The organism is Vibrio sp. CUB2 (genome assembly GCF_001557945.1).
Classification (GTDB): domain Bacteria; phylum Pseudomonadota; class Gammaproteobacteria; order Enterobacterales; family Vibrionaceae; genus Vibrio; species Vibrio owensii.
Map to the genome: position 1 here is coordinate 230,189 of NZ_LNRB01000002.1, position 24,752 is coordinate 254,940.

Annotated in this window: 22 protein-coding genes and 1 riboswitch; of the genes, 7 read left to right on the forward strand and 15 right to left on the reverse strand. The window is 46.4% G+C overall.

From position 1 onward, the window contains the following. Nucleotides 1-67: 67 nt before the first annotated feature. The 3 genes from cgtA to rplU form a co-directional block, all read right to left on the reverse strand. Nucleotides 68-1,243 (reverse strand): Obg family GTPase CgtA, encoded by a 1,176-nt coding sequence (cgtA, locus tag ATB78_RS03350; RefSeq protein WP_061007808.1) that lies wholly within the window; start codon nucleotides 1,241-1,243, stop codon nucleotides 68-70. Nucleotides 1,244-1,454: 211 nt separating this feature from the next. Next, nucleotides 1,455-1,712 (reverse strand): 50S ribosomal protein L27, encoded by a 258-nt coding sequence (rpmA, locus tag ATB78_RS03355; RefSeq protein WP_005383095.1) that lies wholly within the window; start codon nucleotides 1,710-1,712, stop codon nucleotides 1,455-1,457. Between the two features lie 20 nt (nucleotides 1,713-1,732). Then, a complete protein-coding gene (rplU, locus tag ATB78_RS03360; protein WP_005437376.1) occupies nucleotides 1,733-2,044 on the reverse strand; it encodes a 50S ribosomal protein L21 in 312 nt (103 codons plus the stop codon). A 257-nt stretch (nucleotides 2,045-2,301) separates the two neighbouring features. On the opposite strand from rplU, the gene ispB reads away from it, so the two are divergent. Then, entirely contained in the window at nucleotides 2,302-3,273 is a 972-nt protein-coding gene (ispB, locus tag ATB78_RS03365; protein ID WP_045482144.1) for an octaprenyl diphosphate synthase, read from the forward strand. 75 nt (nucleotides 3,274-3,348) lie between these two features. Here the strand turns inward: ispB and ATB78_RS03370 are convergent, their stop codons facing one another. Next, a complete protein-coding gene (locus ATB78_RS03370) occupies nucleotides 3,349-3,540 on the reverse strand; it encodes a hypothetical protein (protein WP_020196546.1) in 192 nt (63 codons plus the stop codon). A 133-nt stretch (nucleotides 3,541-3,673) separates the two neighbouring features. Beyond that, nucleotides 3,674-4,609, reverse strand: a complete 936-nt coding sequence (mdh, locus tag ATB78_RS03375; protein ID WP_061007809.1) for a malate dehydrogenase — start codon at nucleotides 4,607-4,609, stop codon at nucleotides 3,674-3,676. 358 nt (nucleotides 4,610-4,967) lie between these two features. On the opposite strand from mdh, the gene argR reads away from it, so the two are divergent. From argR to ATB78_RS03395, 4 genes are all read left to right on the forward strand, one after another. Further along, entirely contained in the window at nucleotides 4,968-5,438 is a 471-nt protein-coding gene (gene argR, locus ATB78_RS03380) for a transcriptional regulator ArgR (protein ID WP_005430583.1), read from the forward strand. 384 nt (nucleotides 5,439-5,822) lie between these two features. Then, complete coding sequence (locus ATB78_RS03385; protein ID WP_005437372.1) at nucleotides 5,823-6,791, forward strand: TAXI family TRAP transporter solute-binding subunit; 969 nt, start codon at nucleotides 5,823-5,825, stop codon at nucleotides 6,789-6,791. A 295-nt stretch (nucleotides 6,792-7,086) separates the two neighbouring features. Further along, entirely contained in the window at nucleotides 7,087-9,666 is a 2,580-nt protein-coding gene (locus tag ATB78_RS03390) for a TRAP transporter permease (protein ID WP_061007810.1), read from the forward strand. Between the two features lie 45 nt (nucleotides 9,667-9,711). After that, nucleotides 9,712-10,149 (forward strand): universal stress protein, encoded by a 438-nt coding sequence (locus ATB78_RS03395; protein ID WP_005437370.1) that lies wholly within the window; start codon nucleotides 9,712-9,714, stop codon nucleotides 10,147-10,149. A gap of 94 nt (nucleotides 10,150-10,243) precedes the next feature. On the opposite strand, the gene thiQ is transcribed toward ATB78_RS03395, so the two are convergent. The 5 genes from thiQ to mpl form a co-directional block, all read right to left on the reverse strand. Next, nucleotides 10,244-10,948 (reverse strand): thiamine ABC transporter ATP-binding protein, encoded by a 705-nt coding sequence (gene thiQ / locus ATB78_RS03400; protein ID WP_009707804.1) that lies wholly within the window; start codon nucleotides 10,946-10,948, stop codon nucleotides 10,244-10,246. Next, nucleotides 10,948-12,534 carry a thiamine/thiamine pyrophosphate ABC transporter permease ThiP gene (gene thiP / locus ATB78_RS03405; RefSeq protein WP_081096553.1) on the reverse strand — a complete coding sequence of 529 codons (1,587 nt, stop codon included), beginning with the start codon at nucleotides 12,532-12,534 and terminating at the stop codon, nucleotides 10,948-10,950. Before thiP ends, thiQ begins: the two co-directional genes overlap by 1 nt. 14 nt (nucleotides 12,535-12,548) lie before the next feature. Beyond that, nucleotides 12,549-13,541, reverse strand: coding sequence for a thiamine ABC transporter substrate binding subunit (thiB, locus tag ATB78_RS03410; RefSeq protein WP_061007812.1), 993 nt, complete (start codon nucleotides 13,539-13,541; stop codon nucleotides 12,549-12,551). A 68-nt stretch (nucleotides 13,542-13,609) separates the two neighbouring features. Beyond that, nucleotides 13,610-13,759: riboswitch (TPP riboswitch) on the reverse strand. Nucleotides 13,760-13,791: 32 nt separating this feature from the next. Further along, nucleotides 13,792-14,430 carry a flavin prenyltransferase UbiX gene (locus tag ATB78_RS03415; RefSeq protein WP_005450501.1) on the reverse strand — a complete coding sequence of 213 codons (639 nt, stop codon included), beginning with the start codon at nucleotides 14,428-14,430 and terminating at the stop codon, nucleotides 13,792-13,794. After that, the gene (mpl, locus tag ATB78_RS03420; protein ID WP_045415359.1) at nucleotides 14,430-15,788 is read right to left on the reverse strand and encodes a UDP-N-acetylmuramate:L-alanyl-gamma-D-glutamyl-meso-diaminopimelate ligase; all 1,359 of its coding nucleotides are present in this window, start codon (nucleotides 15,786-15,788) and stop codon (nucleotides 14,430-14,432) included. The genes ATB78_RS03415 and mpl overlap by 1 nt, the downstream gene beginning before the upstream one ends. Nucleotides 15,789-16,101: 313 nt before the next feature. Between mpl and fbp the strand changes: the two genes are divergently transcribed. Both fbp and ppa read left to right on the forward strand, forming a co-directional pair. After that, nucleotides 16,102-17,118 (forward strand): class 1 fructose-bisphosphatase, encoded by a 1,017-nt coding sequence (gene fbp, locus ATB78_RS03425; RefSeq protein ID WP_005430527.1) that lies wholly within the window; start codon nucleotides 16,102-16,104, stop codon nucleotides 17,116-17,118. Nucleotides 17,119-17,243: 125 nt separating this feature from the next. After that, the gene (gene ppa, locus ATB78_RS03430; protein ID WP_061007813.1) at nucleotides 17,244-17,774 is read left to right on the forward strand and encodes an inorganic diphosphatase; all 531 of its coding nucleotides are present in this window, start codon (nucleotides 17,244-17,246) and stop codon (nucleotides 17,772-17,774) included. 65 nt (nucleotides 17,775-17,839) lie between these two features. On the opposite strand, the gene ATB78_RS03435 is transcribed toward ppa, so the two are convergent. From ATB78_RS03435 to ATB78_RS03455, 5 genes are all read right to left on the reverse strand, one after another. Next, a complete protein-coding gene (locus ATB78_RS03435) occupies nucleotides 17,840-18,199 on the reverse strand; it encodes a DUF2799 domain-containing protein (protein ID WP_061007814.1) in 360 nt (119 codons plus the stop codon). Between the two features lie 30 nt (nucleotides 18,200-18,229). After that, nucleotides 18,230-18,568: a DUF2799 domain-containing protein gene (locus tag ATB78_RS03440; protein WP_020196538.1), complete on the reverse strand. Its 339-nt coding sequence runs from the start codon at nucleotides 18,566-18,568 to the stop codon at nucleotides 18,230-18,232. A 64-nt stretch (nucleotides 18,569-18,632) separates the two neighbouring features. Beyond that, on the reverse strand, nucleotides 18,633-18,980 hold the full coding sequence (locus ATB78_RS03445) for a gamma-glutamylcyclotransferase (RefSeq protein WP_061007815.1): 348 nt from the start codon (nucleotides 18,978-18,980) through the stop codon (nucleotides 18,633-18,635). Between the two features lie 32 nt (nucleotides 18,981-19,012). Continuing rightward, nucleotides 19,013-22,939 (reverse strand): translocation/assembly module TamB domain-containing protein, encoded by a 3,927-nt coding sequence (locus ATB78_RS03450; RefSeq protein ID WP_061007816.1) that lies wholly within the window; start codon nucleotides 22,937-22,939, stop codon nucleotides 19,013-19,015. Further along, a complete protein-coding gene (locus tag ATB78_RS03455) occupies nucleotides 22,936-24,648 on the reverse strand; it encodes an autotransporter assembly complex family protein (protein WP_061007817.1) in 1,713 nt (570 codons plus the stop codon). Before ATB78_RS03455 ends, ATB78_RS03450 begins: the two co-directional genes overlap by 4 nt. Between the last annotated feature and the right edge of the window lie 104 nt (nucleotides 24,649-24,752).

Genomic DNA, 24,752 nt, shown 5'->3' on the forward strand with positions numbered 1-24,752 from the left:
GTCTAAACATGATTTAGATACAAAAAAAGCCGCAATAAACATTGCGGCTTAATGAATTAGCTAGCGATTAGTCGCGGACGTAAACAACGTGACCGTCGTCTTCTTCATCGTCCCAATCATCCCAATCGTCGTCATATTCTTCAGTGATAACGTCTTTACCAGCGATTGCATCTTTATGGTAATCATCCCACATGAAGTTCACTTTATCTTCTTCAGCAACTTCTTCCTCTTCGCGAGGTAGGTTTTCCATAAAGTCAGCTAGCTTGTAGCAAAGCTCTTTTGTACCGTTACGGTTGATCGCTGAGATCTTAAAGAACTCGTCTTCCCAACCTAGCGCGTCCAAGATCTCTTGGATCTTTTTATTCGCTTCTTCTTCTGGCATCAGATCCGTTTTGTTGAAAACTAGCCAACGCGGTTTACCTGCTAGTTTCTCACTGTACTGCTCTAGTTCATCAATGATGGTTAGGGCATTTTGAATTGGATCTGACTGATCGATAGGCATGATATCAATCATGTGTAACAGTACGCGGCAACGCTCTAGGTGCTTAAGGAAGCGAATACCTAGACCAGCACCGTCAGCTGCGCCTTCGATTAGACCAGGAATGTCTGCAACCACAAAGCTCTTCTCAGGAACCACACTCACCACACCCAAGCTTGGGATTAACGTAGTAAATGGGTAATCTGCTACTTTTGGTTTTGCTGCTGATACTGCGCGGATAAAGGTTGATTTACCTGCGTTAGGTAGACCAAGCATACCAACGTCAGCCAATAGCAATAGCTCTAGACGGATTTCACGGATTTCACCTTTAGTACCTAGCGTTCTCTGACGAGGCGCACGGTTTACTGAAGATTTAAAACGCGTGTTACCAAGACCGTGCCAGCCACCTTTCGCGACCATCACTTTCTTACCGTGTTCTGCTACTTCTGCTACGATTTCGTTAGTGTGGATATCAACTGCGCGAGTACCTACTGGTACGCGAAGTGTGATGTCTTTACCACGTTTACCAGTACAGTTACCACCGCGACCGTTTTCACCGCGTTCTGCTTCGTAAAAGCGTTGGAAACGGTAATCGATCAGGGTATTTAGGTTTTCATCGGCTTGGATGTATACATCACCACCATCACCACCGTCGCCGCCATCAGGGCCACCTTTAGTGATGAATTTTTCACGCCAGAAACTTACAACGCCGCTACCGCCGTCACCAGCCTGAACTTTTACTACCGCTTCATCTACGAACTTCATCTTTTACTCCGACTACTTCGTGCGTGGATTAAATCTGATTTGCCATCAAACAATTTTAGCAGATGACAGATCTAAGCTCCCAGATTCCAACCGCTCAGGGATAAAACGAGAAACTTGAATATGTCGACTGCTACAAATAAAAAACCCCGCCGAATCGGCAGGGCTTTTGAATTCAGCTATAAAGCTTTAGTAATTAACCTAAAAGGTAAAATTACTCAGCTTCGATGCTTACAAACTTACGGTTCTTTGGACCTTTAACCTCGAACTTCACCTTACCTTCAGTAAGAGCGAATAGAGTGTGGTCTTTACCGATACCTACGTTGTTACCAGCGTGGAACTTAGTACCACGTTGACGAACGATGATGTTACCTGCAAGAACAGATTCACCACCGAAACGTTTAACACCTAGACGTTTGCTTTCTGAATCGCGGCCGTTACGAGTAGAACCACCAGCTTTTTTGTGTGCCATTGTTAAACTCTCCTAATAGATTAAGCGTTGATACCAGTGATCTTCACTTCAGTGAACCACTGACGGTGACCCTGTTGCTTACGAGAGTGCTTACGACGACGGAACTTAACGATTTTAACTTTATCGCCACGACCGTGTTGTACTACTTCAGCAACAACTTTGCCGCCCTCTACAAGAGGTGCGCCAACTTGGATTTCTTCGCCGTTAGCAACAAGAAGAACTTTATCAAATTCAACAGTTGCGCCCGTTTCAACGTCTAATTTCTCTAAACGAAGAGTTTGACCTTCGCTTACACGGTGTTGTTTACCACCAGATTGGAAAACAGCGTACATATTTTACTCCGCTTTTTCCGCACAGCCTTTTCATGAGGGTGTGCGCTAAACTAATCATCAATAGGGCGCAGATTCTACAGAAGAGATGCCCCTATGACAAGCCATATTTTGAAAAAATTGGCGAAAAGCTAATCGCCAAAGAAAAGTGCGGCAATCATGCCCTTTAGTAATGTATTAATCAACGTTTTTTAGTGTATTATTCGACAATTATATAAATCGAATAAGCCTTGCAGGGTCTAACTTCAGCCGGATATACGATGGATTTTAAAACTATCCAAGCGCTTACTGCCGATGACATGGCAAAAGTGAATGAAACAATTCAAGCCCAACTAAATTCTGATGTCTCTTTAATCAACCAACTCGGTTTCTATATCGTGAGTGGTGGAGGCAAACGCTTAAGACCACTTCTGGCGATATTGTCAGCACGTGCTCTTGGTTACCAAGGTAACGGCCATACAATGGCAGCTGCGTTTATTGAGTTCATCCATACGGCAACCTTGTTGCACGATGATGTGGTAGACGAATCAGACATGCGCCGTGGTAAAGCGACAGCAAACGCTGCGTTTGGTAATGCCGCTAGCGTGTTAGTTGGGGACTTTATTTATACTCGCTCATTCCAAATGATGACTGAGCTAGGATCAATGAAGATCCTTAAACTGATGAGCGACGCAGTTAATGTGATCGCTGAGGGTGAGGTTCAGCAGTTAATGAACTGCAATGATCCTGACACGACAGAAGAAAGCTACATGCAGGTCATCTACTCTAAGACCGCACGTTTGTTTGAATCCGCTACACAGATTGGGGCGATTCTTAACGATGCGCCAGAAGAAGTAGAAGTGGCATTCCAGAACTACGGTAAATATTTGGGCACAGCATTCCAACTGATCGACGACGTGATGGATTACACGTCTGACGGTGAGGATATGGGTAAGAATGTTGGTGATGATTTGGCTGAAGGCAAACCAACGCTTCCTCTACTTCATGCAATGCGCAATACCACGCCAGAGAATGCGCAGATGATTCGTGAAGCGATTGAGAAGGCCAATGGCATGGATCGACTAGAAGACATTCTAGCGGTAATGCAGGAAGCTGGCTCGCTAGAATACACCACACAAAAAGCGATGGATGAAGCAGACAAGGCGATTGCAGAACTCGCAATCCTTCCAGAATCTGACTACAAGCAAGCGCTGGTTACTCTAGCCCACATGGCGGTTAAGCGTACCAGCTAACAAAAGAAGACCCTGATGAAAAGGAAGAGTAGTACTCTTCCTTTTCATTATGTTTGGCGCTCAAGCGATGTTTCGTTAGTAATAACGGTCACAACTGTCGTGAAGCTGTGGATTGTCTTCTATTTCATCGAAACTAACCGCAAGTTGCTCTTCTGAACCTTGCTTAGCAAGCAGCACTGTCTCTGCCTCTTGGTCGATGACTAAAATCGTACCGACACCTTGCTGACACTCAACGACCATACCTTTACGGATTCGATTTGCTTCCATCACCCTCTCCTTCACAAAGTTACCCGATTCAGACTCTGTTACGCGAGATAAGGTGAAAGGATCAAAAAAGCCGATCATCAGATCGGCTTTCAATTAAAATTGTCTTCTTTATATAACGTATATAAAAAGACGCTTATTTCGCAAATTCAACACCAATGGTGATATCGCCATTTAGTGTTTCTAGCATGCCATCTAATGCTGATTTCTCGTAGTCACTTAGCGCACCGTAGCTTAGAACTTCCTCTACGCCGTCTTTACCTAGCTTCACAGGTTGTGCGAAGTATGGTGCATGTTCGCTGCCACCGTCTACATAAGCACACTCCACTACGCCTTCTTCACCTTGAAGAGCACGTACTAGCGCTAAGCCAAAGCGACATGCAGCTTGGCCCATAGATAGAGTTGCACTACCGCCACCCGCTTTCGCTTCTACTACTTCTGTACCCGCATTCTGGATACGTTTCGTTAGCGCTTCAACTTCTTCAGCAGTGAACTCAACACCTTCTACTTGAGATAGAAGAGGAAGAATTGTCACACCAGAGTGACCACCGATAACAGGAACGCGAACGTCACCTGGATCTTTGTCTTTTAGTTCAGCCACGAAGGTTTCTGAGCGGATAACGTCCAGCGTTGTTACACCAAACAGCTTGCGCTTGTCGTAAACGCCTGCTTTTTTCAATACTTCAGCAGCGATTGGCACTGTTGTATTTACTGGGTTAGTGATGATACCAACACATGCTGTTGGACATACAACTGCGATCTTTTCCGCTAGCGACTTAACAATGCCAGCGTTTACGTTGAACAGATCCGCGCGATCCATACCAGGTTTACGAGCTACACCAGCTGAAATTAGGACAACATCCGCACCTTCAAGTGCAGGTGTTGGATCTTCGCCAGCGTAACCTTTAATAGAAACCGGAGTTGGGATGTGGCTAAGATCTGCAGCCACACCAGGAGTTACTGGAGCAATATCGTATAGGGCTAAATCTGAACCTGCAGGAAGACGGTTCTTAAGTAGAAGGGCCAGAGCTTGACCGATGCCGCCAGCGGCACCAATAACGGCTACTTTCATGTAGTTCTCCTTGAGAGTATTTCTCTTATAAACGTATTCGTAGGGTATTTTGTAACCAGCTGAAACAAAGCTATCGGAATCACAACTTGATTACAATCAATTAACGCCAGCTTTGCGACCTCGCGCAACTCGCTGTTACCGTGCTACAAACAAAGGCTTGATTATTCGTTTATTCTGTTGAAATGACAAGAAATTCAGTGCAATAAATAGGTCAACAATTTCATACTTAAAGAACCCTATCCTGTTTAGGGTTTACAGTGATGGAATTAACATAATGTCGTGACTTTTTGGCACTGCATGAATATCTATGCGAGAATATGCAAAATTGCTGACCCTTGATAAGAGAATCATAACGACTATGCGCAATTCAGAAAAACAAGATAACTTAGTTCGCGCTTTTAAAGCCTTATTAAAAGAAGAGAGCTTTGGCTCACAGGGTGAGATCGTTGATGCACTAAAACAACAAGGTTTTGAAAGTATCAACCAATCCAAAGTTTCTCGCATGTTGACTAAGTTTGGTGCCGTACGTACACGTAATGCAAAAATGGAAATGGTTTACTGCCTACCAGCAGAGTTAGGCGTACCAACAGTTAGCAGCTCTTTGCGTGAACTGGTGTTAGATATCGACCATAACGCAGCTCTTGTCGTTATCCACACTGGCCCAGGTGCCGCTCAGTTGATTGCTCGCCTACTGGACTCATTAGGTAAATCAGAAGGCATCTTAGGTGTGGTTGCTGGTGATGACACCATCTTCATTACCCCGACAATGCCAGTTTCTACAGAACAATTGTTCAAATCTGTGTGTGAGCTTTTCGAGTACACAGGCTAAGTAACTGTTTGTGGGCTATGAAATTAGTTGAGTTTTGTAGCCCATGAAAAATGTAAATTTTTTGATTTTTTAGCTTATTTTTTACCCATCCTATTTGTGATTTACATCACGCTATTGGTTTTTTTAATACCCTCGCCAGCATGCAAGATAAGTAATTGTTCTAAAAAGAATTAGTCTACGAATTTATCCCCACATACCAATGCACGCTTTAGACTTATTCGCTATAGTTTTTAACAATCGGATAATTTTCTGCCAATTTTTTGTTATGATTCGCTCGCTTTTTCAAACGATTGGATTGGAAAAGATGCCGTTTCCAAATAGGAAACTCCTGAAGTAATTTTTGGTTATTTCCGGGTTAATAATGAATATAAGGAAGGGAAATTCATGGCATTTAACAAACTTCTTAAAGTAGGCGCTATCGCTGCAGCAGTTATGGGCGCAGGCGCAGTTAACGCTCAAGAGTTTATTACTATCGGTACTGGCTCTGTTACAGGTGTTTACTACCCTACTGGTGGTGCTATTTGTAAATTGGTGAACAAAGGTCGTAAAGATCACAACATCCGTTGTTCAGTAGAATCGACTGGTGGCTCAATTTACAACGTCAACACAATCCGTGCTGGCGAGCTAGACTTTGGTATCGTGCAATCGGATTGGCAGTACCATGGCTACAACGGTACGAGTAAGTTTGCTGAACAAGGCCCGTACAAAAAACTACGTGCAATGTTCTCTCTTCATACCGAACCTTTTAACATCATCGCACGTGCAGATTCTGGCATCGAAAACGTTCAAGACCTTAAAGGTAAGCGTGTAAACATCGGTAACCCTGGTTCTGGTGACCGCGCGACAATGGGCGTAGTGATGGACGCAATGGGCTGGACTAACGACAGCTTCAAACTTGCATCAGAACTAAAAGGTTCAGAACGTTCTCAAGCACTATGTGATAACAAGATCGACGCGTTTATCTACATGGTTGGTCACCCGAACGGTTCAATCAAAGAAGCAACAACCTCTTGTGATGCGAAGCTAGTTCCAGCGACTGGTCCAGAAATCGAGAAGATCGTTGCTGATAACCCTTACTACGCATTCAGCACAGTCCCTGCTGGCATGTACCGTGGTACAGACAAAGACGTAAACAGCTTTGGTGTTGCGGCAACAATGGTAACGACATCTGATGTTTCAGATGACGTAGCTTACAACGTTGCAAAAGCGGTATTCGAAAACTTCGATACCTTTAAGCGTCTACACCCTGCATTTGCAAACCTGAAGAAAGAAGACATGGTGAAAGCTGGCCTTTCAATCCCTCTTCACCCAGGTGCAGAGAAATACTACAAAGAAGTAGGTCTGCTTAAGTAAGCAACTACTAACTTCAAGCTCAGACAGAAAAGGATGGTTTTCTGTCTGATTGAGTATGCTGGTCGAGCACCTTCAACCAGCATACTTTGTTCAATTTTGCCGATTTCTCTCGGAAGTCGCGCTCACACACCTAAGAAAAAGAAAACGCACTTTTCCATACCTATGAATCAATGGGTTGAAGGATTGTAGCGATTCACTCGAAAGCAAACTTCGCTCTATTCACTACACTGTTATAGCGAAGCGCGGTTCTCGATACACAATACAGACAGGACCATCAATAATAAGGAAAAAGTACATGGCGACGAACAACACTCCGTCACAAGATGTGCAAGAGATGGTGGCTCAGGCAGATACAGGTGCGCGTAACCCAATGGGCATGCAAGGTCGAATCTTATGGTTCGTTCCGCTGTGCTGGTCGCTATTTCAATTATGGTATGCCTCTCCGCTACCATTTATTTTTAATTTTGGCGTACTCAACGACACTGAAGCGCGAGCAATTCATCTAACTTTTGCCACTTTTCTCGCTTTCACTGCTTACCCAGCAATGAAGAACTCTCCGCGTGATCGTATCCCACTCATCGACTGGGTATTAGCGCTCGCGGGTAGCTTTGCTGCGGCTTACATTTATATTTTCTATACCGAGTTAGCAGGGCGTTCCGGAGCACCTACGACGGTAGATATCGTCGTTTCGGTTACTGGTATGGTCTTGCTACTTGAAGCAACCCGCCGTGCATTAGGTCCACCGCTCATGGTGGTCGCAGCGGTATTCTTAACTTACACCTTTGCTGGCCCATATATGCCAGACGTCATTGCCCATAAAGGCGCTAGCTTAAACAAAGCGATGTCGCATCTATGGTTAACGACAGAGGGTGTATTTGGTGTTGCACTTGGCGTATCAACGTCGTTTGTATTCTTGTTCGTACTCTTCGGTGCGATGCTTGAACGTGCTGGGGCTGGTGCTTACTTCATTAAAGTCGCTTTCTCATTGCTTGGTCATATGAAGGGGGGGCCTGCAAAAGCGGCGGTTGTTGCTTCTGGTCTATCGGGTTTGGTTTCTGGCTCATCGATTGCCAACGTAGTAACTACAGGTACCTTTACGATTCCGTTGATGAAGCGAGTTGGTTTCCCTGGCACAAAAGCCGGTGCGGTAGAAGTTGCAGCTTCAACTAACGGTCAGCTTACACCACCGATCATGGGTGCCGCGGCCTTCCTAATGGTGGAATACGTTGGTATCTCGTACGTAGAGGTCATTAAAGCGGCCCTACTTCCTGCGCTTATCTCCTACATCGCTCTGATTTACATCGTTCACCTTGAAGCATGTAAAGCCGGTATGACTGGCCTTCCTCGTCGCCATAACCCAACCATGCTACAAAGCCTGTTGTCATTTACTGGCACTATTCTCGGCTTATGCGTGATTAGTGCTTTGGTATACTACGGTGTGGGTTGGACGAAAGATGTATTCGGTGATGCAGCAACGCCTATCGTAACCGTAGCACTACTCATTGCTTACATCGGCCTGGTGAAAATTTCAGCCAACCACGCCAAAGATGGCGCAATTGAAATTGATGCAGAACTCACTGAGGTTCCTGATCCAGGTCCAACGATTAAATCTGGCCTGCACTATCTGCTACCAATCGTTGTGCTGGTTTGGTGTTTAACCGTTGAGCGCTTCTCTCCGGGGCTATCGGCATTCTGGGCAACCGTGTTCATGATCTTTATCTTGCTAACCCAACGCCCATTGATTGCTTTGCTATCCAAACAAGGTGACTTGGTTGAGCAAACTAAAGATGGCTTTGTTGACCTAGCAGAGAGCTTAGTATCTGGTGCGCGCAACATGATCGGTATCGGTGTGGCAACGGCTGCGGCCGGTACGGTTGTTGGTGTAGTAACACTCACCGGTATTGGTCTGGTGATGACAGACTTCGTCGAGTTCATCTCTGGCGGCAGCATCATCCTAATGTTGTTGTTTACTGCAGTGATCAGCTTGATCCTTGGTATGGGTCTGCCAACGACGGCAAACTACATCGTGGTATCAACTCTGATGGCTCCAGTTATCGTAACTCTGGGTGCAGCTCATGGCTTGATCATCCCACTGATCGCGGTGCACTTGTTCGTGTTCTATTTCGGTATTCTAGCTGATGATACCCCTCCGGTAGGTTTGGCGGCCTTTGCGGCGGCAGCTATTGCTAAGTCAGACCCAATTCGAACGGGTATTCAAGGTTTTACCTACGATATTCGAACCGCAATTCTGCCATTCATGTTCGTCTTCAACACCCAACTCTTGTTGATGGGTATCGACAGTTGGTGGCACCTTGCTCTCACCGTTATCTCCTCAATCATTGCGATGTTGATCTTCTCAGCGGCCACGCAAGGTTGGTGGTTTACACGTAACAAGTGGTGGGAAACCATCTTGTTGCTTGTACTGACGTTCTCTTTCTTCCGTCCAGGATTCTGGTGGGACATGATCTACCCTGCAAAAGTTCTTTCCCCTGGGGTTGAGATAGCTCAAATCACGGAAGCGCTAAATGTAGGAGAATCCATTGAGCTACGAGTCGCAGGTGAAAACCTAGAAGGTGACTACGTAGAGAAAACGGTACGTCTTCCGTTCGAAGATAAAGCAAAAACTGCAGAAGAGCGCATCTCTTCTATGGGTCTAATGCTAACCGAGAACGACGGCAAAATGATCGTAGACATGGTCGAGTTTGGTAGTCCGGCAGAATCGTCCGGCGTCGACTTCGACTGGGAGATCAAATGGATTGTTCAAGACGCAGAGCGCCCAATGAAAGAATGGGTATTTGTGCCTTGCTTAATGATCTTGCTGGTACTTGCCATGAACCAAAAACGTCGTGCTCGTAGGGAACAGTTGAGCGCATAACCGATTAGGCCTCGAGGACAAAGGGGCCATGATGAGAGACACTGAATGTATAAACAAATTCTTGTTCCGGTTGATCTAAATGACCAAGGCTTCTCTGACCGAGCTGTTGAGCTGGCCGTTTGGCAAGCAAAACAAGCCAACGCGGAAGTTCACTTACTGACGGTACTGCCTGGCATCCATATGTCGATGGTCGCGACTTACTTCCCGAAAGATGCGGCAGCGAAGATGAAGCAAGACGTGAAGCAACAACTCAAAACGTTTGCAGACCAACACATCGATGATGAAGTGATTTACAAAGTACACGTTGCAGAAGGCAAAGCGTATGCAACCATCCTTGATTACGCTGAGCGCTTAGGTGCCGATCTTATCATCATGCCAAGCCACAAACGCTCAAAGATCAACAAAGTGATGTTAGGCTCTGTAGCGAGCAAAGTGGTAGAGAACTCCCCAATCAATGTGATGGTAGTGAAGCCACAAGGCTAACGTACTCATTCAAACTCCCAAAATAAAAAAAGGTTGATGCTCGCATCAACCTTTTGTTTTTCTTGCGCCTTATTCATCAAAGATAAACGGCGCTCTACCCTGCCGCTCGCACAAACGCTGTTAAAACATCGCTAGAGTGCGATACCGCTAATTCATCAATGTCACCTGACGCTTCGACCTGACCACCAGCAACAAAAGCAAAATGACTCGCAATCGCTCTTGCATCACTCAAGTGGTGCGTCACCATTAACACGGTAATACCACGATCAGTCGCAAGCTGTTTCACCAGTGTCAGCATCTCTTCGCGCAGCACGGGATCAAGTGCAGAGAAAGGTTCATCAAGTAGCCACATTGAATGCGGCTGAACAAAGCAACGAGCGAGTGCCACACGCTGCCGCTGACCACCAGAAAGGTGTTCAGGTAAGCGATCTAAATACTCAGCAACGCCGACTTGCTTCGCTGCTTGCTCGACAAGAAGCTTTTGGTCTGCCGTAAGCTTTAACCCCGGATGCAACCCTAAACCAATGTTGTCCCTCACTGACAGGTGAGCAAACAGATTGTGTTCTTGGAACAGCATTGAAAACGGGCGCTGGTACGGCTCTTTACTCACGATAGATGTGCCATCAACCAAGATATCGCCTAGGTCAGGGTTAATGAATCCAGCAACCAAAGCGAGCAACGTGGATTTACCTGCACCGCTCGGTCCCATCAGCGACACGATTTGTCCGCGCTTAATCTCTAAATCAAAGCGAAATAGCTCACGTTGATAGGTGTACTGAACATCATCCAACACTAACATTATGCTTTCCCCTTTGTTTTTAATACTTTTTCAATCACAGCAAAACAGCCTACGCTGAGTAACAGCAAGGTAACCGACACAACCGCTGCTGCATCCATTTGATAACTGCCGAGCAGCTGGAATAGGTATAGCGGCAAGGTTCTAAATTCTTGCCCGCCAAACAAGGCGATCGCACTTAAGTCACCAATCGCAAACATAAAACTAATAGCAAAAGCATGGGCAAATGGTTTACTTAGTGCTTGCCATTCCACGACTTTAAATCGTTGCCAACCACGCATGCCTAAACTGGCGCACACATACTGATATTGCTGCTCAATGTGCAACATGGGTTGAGATAAAGTTTTAATGACATAAGGCAATGCCATCAAGCCGTTAACCAAAATAACGACAAAAAACGCCAAGCTGAATACATCGGTAAACGAACGCAGCAGTAAAAACAGTCCGGTGCTAATCACCAAACCTGGCGTCACTAAAATGATGGTTCCGATAAGCTCAATTTGATCGGCGCGAGTATTTTTATACTGCAATCGCCAACGTCGACTTGTCAGCAAAATCGATACGCCTGCTGCAACGGTAAGAGAGCTCGCCAGTACCGCAACTTTGAGTGAATTAAGCAGTGCAGACCAAAAACGCTCATCGGTCAGTACCGACCAAACTTGCTGGTTGATACCACTGAACACCACCATCACAAGCGGCGGTATGACTAGTAAAAAGGCACCCATGATCCAAAAGCTATCCCAAGCTTTTGACCACCCATGATCCTTCGTTAAATATTGCTGTACCGATGTGCTACCAGCGCTTACGGAGACTGGCTTCGTCAACTTCTGTACGCCAATTGCTAACAAGCCACATAGTAGCATTTGCCACAGTGCCAAAAGCGCTCCAGCCTGCAGATCAAAATCGAACTTAATCGCCTGATAAATGGCGAGTTCAATGGTGGTCGATTTCGGTCCGCCGCCTAACGCCATCACGGTGGCAAAACTGGTAAAGCAAAGCATAAACACCAAGCCGCTTACGTGCGGTAATTGCTGCCTTAGGCGTGGCCATTCCACCCAACAAAACTTGTCCCAATGGCTCATTCCAAGGTGTGCACACAGTTTATGTTGTTCTGCAGGTATCGACTCTAATGCCTGCAAAAGGAGTCGCGCTGCATAAGGCATATTGAAGAACACATGCGCAAGCAAAATACCGTTCAGACCATAGATGGAAAACGGCAGCTCAGCATCGATACTTTTCAGCCATTGCGCTAATAAGCCGCTGTTACCGTAAATCGCCAATAAGCCAAATACACCAACTAACACCGGCAGAACTAAGGTAGACGCAAACAACTTGAGTAATAGAGACTTCCCAAAGAACTCACGTCGAGAAAGTGCATGAGCAACAGGAATAGCAAAGCCAACACTCAAAAGTGTAGAAAGGAAAGCTTGGTAGAAGCTGAATTTGGTGACGTGCTGATAGTACGGGTCTCCCCACACCATAGACACATCAAGTGAAGGCGCTTGAACAATCAAAGCACCTAGGGCAGAAACAACAAAGGTCGCGATAATCATCGCGACCCCTAACCCTATTTTCGGAACAGAACTCAAAAGTAGAACCTATATTAGAACGTCAATGCGCTTTGCCACTCGCGAATCCAAGTCTTGCGCATTTTCGCTACTTCGTCTGCACTAAAGCTAAGTGGTTTACTTGGTACACTCAGAGTTTCAAAACCTTTTGGCAACTCAACGTCAGTCACTGGGTACATCCAGTTACCAGTTGGCATTGCCGATTGGAACTCATCACTCAAAACAAAGTTCATGAACTCATCTGCTAGCTCAGCATTCTTTGAGCCTTTAACCTTAGCTGCTACTTCCACTTGCATGTAGTGCCCTTCAGCAAAATCTGCGCTTGCGTATTTCGCGTCATCTTCTGCAATCAAATGGTACGCGGGAGAGGTCGTGTAAGACAGCACTAAATCTGACTCACCGTTCAAGAACATCGAGTAAGCTTCTGACCAACCTTTTGTAACCGTAACCGTTTTAGTCGCCAGTTGCTTCCACGCTTGAGTCGCATCATCACCGTAGATGGACTTCATCCACAACATCAAACCTTGTCCCGGCGTCGAAGTACGAGGGTCTTGGTAAATCACTTTCAGATCATCACGCTCTTCCACCAGTTCTTTCATGCTCTTTGGAGGGTTCGCCAACTTCTCTTTGTTGTACACAAACGCGAAGTAGCCGTAATCGTACGGTACAAAAGTCTTATCGTCCCAACCATTAGGCAAGGTCGTCTTCGATGTATCAACGTTGTGCTCAGCCAGAAGCCCAGTCTTTTTCGCTTCCGCCATCAGGTTATTATCCAAACCTAACACGATATCCGCTTTGCTGTTGCTTCCTTCCAAACGAAGGCGGTTAAGGATTGAAACACCGTCATCCAGCGCAACGAAATTAACGTCGCAACCGCATTTGGCTTCGAACGCTTTTTCAACTTTAGGACCCGGTCCCCAATCGGCAGCGAAAGAGTCATAAGTGTAGACAGTTAGGGTGTTTTCAGCAGCAAACGCTGAAGTAGAAGTGATGGTTGCAAGGGCAATCAGACTAAGAGTGGTTTTCACTGCTCGCTCTCCATTTGCATTATTAACATGAGTTGAGCGGCACAGGGTTGAGGTGGTATTTAGGACTTCCAATATCCAGACTCAATTCCTACGCCAGCATTATCTGGTTCAGGTAATACGGGTCCCTGTCTGCTCAACAATGTTAAACAATTAGGTCTCAGCGCCCCTTGGCATTGATAAGGTCAATACCTGATGGGTTTGCTCCCCGATGAGTTGGATGGATTGTAAAGGTCTTTTATTGATTACACAATCAACGTTGGTCATAACCCCAACGTGGCACCAAGCCTTGCTCAATACCAAGGTGATCGAGAATTCTTGCCACCATAAAGTCAACCAAGTCTTCAATGCTCTTAGGCTGATGATAGAAGCCCGGTGCTGCCGGCATTATGGTGACGCCCATTTGCGAGAGTTTGTGCATGTTTTCAAGATGTAGCGTAGAGAAAGGCGTTTCACGCACCACAAGTAATAACTGTCCGCGTTCTTTCATCACCACGTCGGCAGCACGTTCAATCAAGTTATCCGACATGCCGTGTGCAATGGCCGCGACACTGCCCGCAGAACATGGACAAACCACCATTTGCTTTGGTGCCGCAGAACCAGAGGCCACTGGCGAGAACCAATCGTCTTTACCACAAACGGTGATGTTATCTGGATTGCAATTAAGGTGTTCAACCAGCGCCTTTTGCGCCGCTTCAGGGCCGCTTGGTAGTTTCAGGTCATGTTCGGTCGCCATTACCACTCGCGCAGCCGAAGAGATCAGCACATACACGTGGTAATCTGCGGCAACAAGACATTCAAGAAGACGGAGCCCATACGGGGCACCAGAGGCGCCCGTTAGTGCTAATGTGATGGCTTTTTTAGGGGTTACTTTTTGCTGCATAGATGTCATTAAGCTTTTTGTTTCAGTTGTTCTAGAAGCTTGCCGTGGATACCACCAAAGCCACCATTACTCATTACGAGGATTTGGTCACCCGGCTGTGCTTGTTCTACGATTTTTGCGACAAAGCTGTCCATCTCTGCGTCAACAAAAGCAGGTTGTTTACACTGGTCTGCAATCTCTTGTACCGACCAATCAATGTTATCTGGTTGGAAAAGGAACACCTCATCAGCACTGTGCAGAGAAGCCGCCAAAGTATTCTTATGAACACCGCGCTTCATCGTCGCAGAGCGTGGCTCCAAAACGGCAAGAATACGTTTTTCGCCAACTTTGTTACGTAAACCGCCCAATGTCAGTTCAATCGCCGTCGGATGATGAGCAAAATCGTCGTAAACCGTCACGCCCTGCTCTTCACCTTTCAGCTCTAAGCGGCGTTTGGTATTGATAAAACGACCGAGAGCCTGACAGGCTAACTCTGGAGCCACACCAACATGACGTGCAGCTGCAATGGCCATCAAAGCGTTATCTACGTTGTGGTCACCAACAAGATCCCAATCTACGATGCCCACTTTCTCGCCTTGCAACGACACTTCAAATTTAGAACCATCGATAACCAGTTTGTGTGCTTGCCAATCACCATCAACACCAGAGAACTGCTTTTCTGTCCAACAACCGCGCTCGATCACGTCTTGCAACGACTGATCTTGCTTCGGTGCCAAGATCAAACCGTTCCCCGGAACAGTGCGCACTAAGTGATGGAATTGACGCTTAATCGCCTCAAGATCGTCGAAGATGTCTGCATGATCAAATTCAAGGTTATTCATGATCAATGTGCGTGGATGGTAGTGAACAAACTTAGATCGTTTATCGAAAAAAGCACTGTCGTATTCGTCCGCTTCAACGACGAAAAACATACTTTCACCCAAGCGTGCCGACACACCAAAGTTACCCAATACACCACCGACAAGGAAACCAGGCTGGTAGCCACAGTCTTCCAAGATCCAAGCTAGCATGCTTGAAGTGGTGGTTTTGCCATGGGTACCCGATACCGCCAGAACCCAGCGATCATGCAATAAGAACTCTTGTAACCACTGTGGGCCAGAGGTGTAACGCATATTGGTATTCAACACATGCTCAACACATGGGTTACCACGGCTCATTGCGTTACCAATCACGACAAGATCAGGTTGAGGGTCAAGTTGAGAAGGGTCAAAGCCTTCAATAATTTCAATACCTTGAGACTCCAACAGGGTGCTCATTGGTGGATAAACGTTGGCATCCGAACCCGTCACTTTATGACCTAGCTGACGCGCTAAAATTGCCGCACCGCCCATAAACGTGCCGCAGATACCCAAGATATGAATGTGCATAAACTTAACCTTGTAATGCTTTCTTTAATCCTTTCATTATCGTGATAACCACCAGAAAAGCGAGTGCCTTTCGCCCTGTTCGTGCAGTCTCTTTCACAAATCTGACAGGGCTTAGTACTGACTGACCAAGCATTAACCAAGTGACAGACTTCTTATGCAATAAGACAAATAAATTGAGATCTCAGTCGGTTACTTCATTACCATTAATAAGATCCGCGTCATAAACTTACATCTAGCGCAATCGTTTAACATCCATAAAGAGATGACCCATTGCGCGACACCCCCAACGAAATGAAAAATGTAAGGATAAACCATGTCAGGACTGCGCACCCTAGGCGAATTCATTGTTGAGAAACAAGCGGATTTCCCCCACGCTAGCGGTGATCTTTCATCTCTCTTAGCTTCCATTCGTTTAGCTGCAAAAATTGTTAACCGCGAAATCAACGCGGCAGGTCTTGGTGATATCACCGGCGCTGTAGGTACGGAAAACGTACAAGGCGAAGATCAGCAAAAGCTTGATGTATACGCGAACGACAAGTTCAAAGCAGCACTTGAAGCACGTGACCAAGTGTGTGGCGTTGCAAGTGAAGAAGAAGATGAAGCGGTTGCGTTCAACAAAGAACTCAACCAAAACGCAAAGTACGTTGTACTAATGGACCCACTCGATGGCTCATCAAACATCGATGTGAACGTATCAGTCGGTACGATTTTCTCTATTTACCGTCGAGTTTCTCCTATTGGTACCCCGCCAACAGAAGAAGACTTCCTACAGCCTGGTCACAAACAAGTGGCGGCGGGCTACGTGATTTACGGCTCATCTACTATGTTGGTTTACACCACAGGTAATGGCGTAAACGGCTTCACTTACGACCCATCGATTGGCAGCTTCTGTCTTTCTCATGAAAACATGATGATCCCAGAAGATGGCAAGATCTACTCGATCAACGAAGGTAACTACATCCGCTTCCCGCAGGGCGTGAAGAAGTACATCAAGTACTGTCAGGAGAATGTGCCGGAAGATGGTCGCCCATACACTTCTCGCTACATCGGCTCACTGGTGGCTGACTTCCATCGTAACCTGCTTAAAGGCGGCATCTACTTATACCCAAGTACGCAAAGCCACCCTCAAGGCAAGCTGCGTCTGTTGTACGAGTGCAACCCAATGGCATTCTTAATTGAGCAAGCTGGCGGTCTGGCGTCTGACGGTGTAAACCGCATTATGGATTTGAAACCGACCGAACTGCACCAGCGTGTGCCTTTCTTTGTGGGTTCAAAGAACATGGTCAACAAAGTCGAAGAGTTTCTTGAGCTGAATCGCGAAGAAGACTAATTTCAGACCTTTGTCCAACGCGGCAGGTGTTTACCTGCCGCGTTTTTGTCGTTAAAGTGAACTGCGTAAATGTTAGCCAGATTAAGCCTCTAAACGCTTAATCCTCAATGAAAAGGAATATTCAAATGAGCTTAAACAACGTACCAGCAGGTAAATCACTGCCTGACGATATCTATGTCGTTATCGAAATCCCTGCTAACGCGGATCCAATCAAATACGAAGTAGATAAAGACACTGGTGCTGTATTTGTCGACCGTTTCATGTCTGCGCCAATGTTCTACCCATGTAACTACGGCTACGTGAACAACACCCTTTCTCTAGATGGTGACCCAGTTGACGTACTGGTTCCTACTCCTTACCCATTGATGCCAGGTTCTGTGATTCGTTGTCGCCCAGTTGGCGTATTGAAGATGACGGATGAATCAGGTGAAGATGCGAAAGTCTTCGCTGTCCCGCACTCTAAAATCTCAAAAGAGTACGAAGGCATTCAAGATGTGGACGATATTCCAGAGCTACTCAAAGCCCAAATCACACAGTTTTTTGAGCGTTACAAAGAGCTTGAAGCAGGTAAATGGGTGAAAGTGGATGGTTGGGCAGATGTTGCTGCCGCAAAAGCAGAAATCCTAGAATCTTACGAGCGTGCGCAAAGTAAATAATCGCGAACGTTAAAAAGCGAAAGAGCTGCACACAGGCAGCTCTTTTTTGTTTTCACGATATACCGTTAGTAACCACCAGCCGTCGATAGCCTGCCTGATTCATAATCGTTGTGAAAGAATGGATCAACATCATCGCAGATGCCAAAGTAAGGCGCGCCTTGTACACCAAGAATGTAAGCACTCTGCTCGCAATATTCTTGTTTGCCTTCTTGATAGCCAGTTTTGTATGCCGTGATGAGTTCAGGAGTAGCACGATTAGTGTCGTCTAACTTGGCGATGCGCTCCTCCGATAATTCAATCGCTCCATCTAACGCTGATTGCTTACCAAAAGCCTGCCAGTCTGTCACGCTCACAGAGGTTGGTAACGTTGTCTGAGCACAAGCGTTGAGGAAAAGTAACATAGCGCCGACCACGAATAATCTCATAATCACTCCTTACATCTTACTGATTGCTTGCTAGTAACGTTTACTGCCCTTTGCTGTGCGACCCAACTCGTATTCACGACGGAATCGGTCGTCTAGGTCATCACAGATACCACGGTAATAACGCCTACTTTCACCGAGTGTAAAAGCATCTTGAGCGCAGTAATTAGCTCGACCACTTTCGTAACCATTACTGTAAGCCATGTATAGCTCATCGTCTTTATTGAACTCTTGCATAGACAGTTTGGTATCGCCCGCTTCTGCACGCTGCATACCATATTGCTTCCATTCCATGCTGTCGTTGCCACTAGGTGGCGCGGTATTTGAACAACCGACCAGTAGCAGCAGTATGATTGGTGAAAGATATTTCATCGCAGACCTCCCAAGTCTTTGTTGTATATATCGTCAATGCATACGTTACTGGTCTAAGTATAGTTCACACGCGTTGGCACCAATCGCCAGATGCTATCTCTTCCGTAAGTTGTTCTGTGTCTTGATATAAGTAGATCCAAGCTTGGCCAAATGGTGTCGCAATGGTTTCTCTTCGATACTCAACCGGCACATCTTCCAGCTTATCTAGCTCAACCAAGGTGTCATTCTCAGTCAAGTACACTTCGCCTTGTATGACTTGCTGCCCCATCGACAAAGCGGGGTAAGGCCCCAAGTCATAAAGCGCGAACTGGGCATCGGTTTGATGATGCCCAAGAAATTCGGCAGTACTCAAAAAGTGATGGTTTTGCTCTCCTTTGCGCAAGGTGCCATACACAAAAACCAAATGCTGCATAACCACTCCTTAGTTATGTTTAAAAGCTAAGCTTAGTTGAATTCAAATTGGTAAAGCAGATCAACCGCACTATCGACACCGGATACCGCTTCTAAGTACAAATCTTTCATCAAACGGTAACGAACGGTGAATTCGCCTAAAGAGGTAAAGATACCCACGCCGTATTTCACTTGAAGACCCGGTAGAATGTAACCACTCACCGTCACCTGAGAGTCGTCCCCCGAACCTGCCGTATCCAATTGCAGGTCTTGTACACCAAAGGCTTCACCGATTTCACCCACGACTTTACCGCTCTTCGCCAAGCTGAGACCGATCAAGGTTGTGGTCATCGCGTTACCGCCCGACTCCGCATCGATATCTTGACCACGCAATAGGTAAGACAGCGCGTTTGCTTGTGGCATTGCAGGATCCGAGAAGATTTCTACTGTTGGATCACTCGCAGGGCCAGTCACTCGAACACCAGCCGTCACATCATCTTGCGTGTTGTCTGGGTTACGAATCGCTTTAATCGATACGTAAGGCTGATCCGCTGGACCATTCATCATGATCTTACCTTCTTCAATCACCAAGTCTTGGCCGAATGAACGGTAAGAACCGTCGACGATATTCACTTCACCGACAATGAATGGACCTTTGTCTTTTTGCGTCACGTTCAAGTTACCTTGCAAGTCGCCTTTTAGGCCAAATGCAGATAACTGGAAGTCATCGCCAATCTTAATGTTGATGTCGGTTTCGACATTAAACGGCAGCGCTGGCTCACCATCGACAGGCTGCATATCTTTGTTCAAGATAACCGTATCACTCGAGACACCAACTGCGCTTGGCGGTAATTCATCCACCAAAATACGGCCCCATGGTAGATTGATATTACCTTCTACCTTGGCAAGCTTCGGAGTGACATCAATAGTCATGTCTGGCTCGACTTTGATTCGCACCATTGGCGGCATATCAACTTTTAGCTCTTTAGCAAACACACGGGCTTTGGTGTGCCAGTTTTCTAAATCGCGCCAATCTGCGTCACCGTTAATTTCCAACTTGCCATCCGGCGTAATAATGCCAGCGTCTAAATCCGCTTGGTGACCTTTGAAGTTAATCGCGACTTGGCCAGAGTTGATATCGATTGGCGTCACGTCACCTTGCAGCTTCATTTGATCGATCAAGAATTGGCCGTTGACTTTCGGATGCATGACATCACCCGACAGAGTCAGATCCGTATTCATGTTCGCTTTGAATAGGCTGTATTCACCAATCAATGGGGCTAAGAAATCAAGATGGAACGTCGATAGCGACACTTTACCGTCGATAGTTGGCTTTTCTGACGAGACATCATTCAGGGCGACCTTACCAGACAAATCACCGTTATTCGTTACATCAAGCAACCACTCAGCATCTAGCTTGTCTTGTGCCAACTTGGCTTTAAAACTCACGCTTTCCCAACCGACCTTGATTGGTTGCTCTAACGTTTGCTCAACCTGACCTTTTGGCATATCCACATTCGCCGTGACTTCCGGTTTCATGTCTGGTGCCCATTTCGCAAACGCGTTCGCATTCACCGAACCTTGCAGTTTGGTTTCTGCAGGTAAGAATTGTTTGATTTGGTCAAAGTCAAAGTTGGTGATGGCTAACTTCGCTTCGCCGCTCTTACCAACGCTAATGTCTTCACTCAAACACACACTCGACTTAGACTGTAACCAACAGTGCGCTTGTACATCAGCTACTTGTTTGTCGATGTTCACTTTCACTGCTGTCGACTTCTGCAGCGCCCAAGGGCCTTGTGGCGTGCTTAGAGTAAGTCGGCGTAAGGCACCATCCCAGATCATTTCAGGTTTCTGCTTAAACGTCCCTTCAATTTCTAAGCTGCTTGAAACGATGTCTGATACCACATCCAATGTCAGTTGGTGCAACTTCTCATCGCCCGTCACTTCAAGATCTGCGCTGTCGATTTTGATGTCATCGTAAGTGATGTTTTTCGCAATCAAACTCACATCAGCTTTCGGCGCAGGCAGAGGTGTCACATCACCCTTCAGGGTAATCATCTCGACCTTCGCTTGTTGTTGCCAATTCACTTGGTTAAGCGCGAGATCTAAGTTGATGTCTGGCTGTTTCAGGCTACCGCGAAGTGCGATATTACCATTCATATTACCGCCAAGATCCGGCACGCTTTTCGCGAAATCAGGGAAATTAACCTCAACATCCATTAAGATTTGCTTGTCGATCTTACCTTTCGCTCGCAATGAGTTAGGGCCATGCGACAAGACTAAACCTTGAGTGTTCAGTTGAATGTCTTCGCCTTTGCCAGTCTTGTCCGCGGCATCTAATTGGCCTTCAATATTTAATGGGTAGCCACGTAGAATACCGTCGATATCCAGTTTAGGCAGACTCACTTGCCAGCCACCTTGATCGGTTAGTGAGCCTGAAGTCGATAGACTACCGCTGATATCACCTTCGGCTTCTGGCCACTGTAAACCAGGTTGAATGCTCTTCAGGTTCAGATCGGCTTGCCAATTGATTGGCGCCGCCCAGTTAGCCATGACCTTACCCGCTAACTCACCACCTAGCGTTTTGACTACAATGCTGTCTAAATCAATCTGCTCAAGCGTACCTTTGCCGTTCAACGCTACATCGACTGCTGGGATATCTTTACCCGATGCCTTCGTTTCTAGCGCAACGGTGTAGCCATCTAGTGAGCCTTTCGTCTCTAAACTCGGCACAGAGACTTGATAGTCACTTTTTCCACTTAATGGCCATTGTGCTTCGACATCTTTCAGTTTGATATCAAATGGTAACTCAGATTTAAGCGGTTGAACTCGGCCTTCAATCTTGGCTTTAACAAGATCAGAAAGCGTTGCTTGTAATGACAAATCTCCCACAGAACCAGAAGCAGATAACGATAACTTCTGGCCTTTTACGTCCGCTTGTTTAACCAAGGCATCAATCTGTGCTTGAATTGGGTAATCAGCCGATAATGTCACTTGCGTGCTGAGCTGACCTTCCACTTCCGGCATATCAAGTTCGAGCGTTTTAACATCGACTTTATCACCGCCTGCCGTCGCTTCGAGTCCTAAGTGATGAACGATAACCGGCGTGTCACCAGATAATTTAAAGTCATGGATATCAAGACGCTGCGCGTCGATGGTCAGTGGAATCCATACCTCTGGTAAAACAATACCTTCAGGCTCATATTCTGCCGTTGCTTGAGGCTGTGCCTTATCTTGTTGTTTTGCAGCAACCTCTTGAGTTGAGGCTTGTTCTGATGGTTGCGTTTTTTCTGTCGCTTCAGATGCTGTATTTGCTGACTGTTGAGCCACCTTGGTTTGTGACTCGCCTTTCTCGTCTGCAGCTTTGGCCTCTGTTGCTTGTGCAGATTGCTCTTCTGTCGCCTCTTCACTTGGTGCAAGAGCCACATTGATGGCTTTCAATGCCGTTGGTGCAATGACTAAACGGTCACCCTGCATCGACAACGCCGTCGAGAAATCTTGCCAGTCAATTTTGTTTCCTAAGATGTTTAGGTTGATGTCGTTAAAGCTGACTTTATTGACAAAGATTGGCACAGGAGTGCTGATGGAACGCAGTGGCGGGGTTTCTTCTTCCGGCTCTTCACTTGCAGGAGGCAGTTCCGGCATTTGGAAGTTCACACCTTGCAGAGCCAGCTCATCCACACACACTTTCGGATCAAAGAAACAACGGAAGTTGATCGCGAGTGTTAAGCTCTCAACCTTTGCATCAATATTCAGCGACTCGTCAACAAAGCTGACGTTGCGTAAAGCAAATCGAGGGAACAATGAACCTTGAATTTGCTCAACTTTAAGTTGTGGTAAAGCTTTCTCTGCGCCCCAAAGCGCCAGCTTTAAACCTGGATGCGTAAATAGAATGGTGCCGACGAAGATCGCCAGCAAAAGAATTAGACTCAGCAGACCGATTGAGAACCATTTCGTCCACTTCAAGGTAGTTTTCATCATAGCTCAGGCCCCAATGAGAAGTGGATGCGGAATTCAGGATCTGGCTCAGAGTCTAGACCCCAAGCAAAGTCAAAGCTGACCGGGCCAACAGGAGATGCCCAGCGAATGCCCACACCCGCGCCTGATTTCCAGACTGGGGTTTCATTAAATGCGTCACCGATATCGTAGAAGACTGCGCCCCACCAGTTACCAGTTACGCGATATTGGTACTCAAGCGTACTTGTCACCATGTACTTTGCACCGGTCAATGCGCCACTAGAGTCTGTTGGCGAGATCGATTCGTAGCCGTAACCACGAATGTTGTTGTCACCACCAGCGAAGAAACGCAAAGATGGCGAGAGTTTTTCAAATTCATCAGTGATGTTGGCGCCACCCTCTAGGCGGAATAAACCACGATGGTTCTGACCAATCCCACGAATCCAAGACGTACGTCCAAGAAGACGAAGAACGCGCGTTTCAGACAGCAATGCAGGGTCGCCGTATTCAACGGTCACACTCTGCTTATCACCCCACATCGGCATGTTGCCGCCACGAGTTCGTGTACGAGAAAACGACGCACCCGGCAGAACAAATTGCACACCATCTTCTTGCAAACCTTGCGAGAAGTTTTCGTACAAGTGGCGAACATACAGAGTCTTGTGCCAACCACCATCGGTGATCCAGTGACGCTCTACCGCAAGATTCGATTCCAAACTCTCCGTATCGCGGTTATCAAGGTGCTTCAAACCGAACTGAAGTTGGTAGTACTCATGCAGTACATCATCAAGTGGGATTTTGTAGCCAGCAGTGATGGTCTGCTCAGGTTTAGACAGAGAAAGGGCGGTATCAAAACTGTGGCCACGTGCGCTTACCCATGGTTTTTTCCATTTCAGCGTACCGCGCACACCGGTATCGGTAGAGTAACCAATACCCGTTTCTAATTGGTTTTTCGCAGCAGGAGCAAGAGAGACTTTGATTGGCAAGTCACGACCGTCATCCAACTTACTCAGATCCGGCTCGACAAAAACCGAAGAGAACCAATCGGTGTTAGAGAGATTTTGGTTGTATTCGCCAACTTCGGAAACCAAGTAAGGCTCACCAGTTTTAAATGGACGCAGAGAGTCCACGCGATCTTCCCAGATCTGACTGCCCAGAATTTCAACCGTACCAAAGTGATAGCGAATACCACTGTCATAGTGCAGACGGACATTCGCTTCGTTTAGTTCTGGTACCACCTCTAAACGGCTCAGTTTAAAGTCGCCATTGAAGTAACCACGTTGCAGCGCTAAGTTGCGAATTCCTGATTTTAGAGCGTCGTATTCCCCTTGATTGAGGATGCGACCTTCTTTCAATCGTGATTTATTGATGAGATTCGTGAACTCTTCATCTTTCTCGGCTTCACCCGAAATCACCACGTCCATCTTTTTTATTCTGACCGGCTCGCCAGGTTTGACGTTGACGATCAGTTCATCATTATCTTTCGTAATAGTGTATGAAATTTTCGCATGATAATAGCCGAGCGCATTCAACGCTTCAGTGATACTTTGTTCCAATCGCGCCTGAAAGCGCAAAGACGTAGAGTAGTCGTCTTCAGGAATTGAAGACAAATAAGCGTTCACATTATCTTCTAGCGCGCCATCGATGCCCTTGATCGTCAGGGAAACATCGGCGTAAGCGCTATGAGAAAAGGCAAGGAGGCTAGCAATTATCGGGGTAGCTTTTCTTATCATGCTTTTTAGCTGGACGAGGTTAAATAAACGTAAACAATAATAACGCCAATTAAAGGCTAAGTCTGTAATATTAATAGGTTTACTACGGTCTATGTCATCACAAC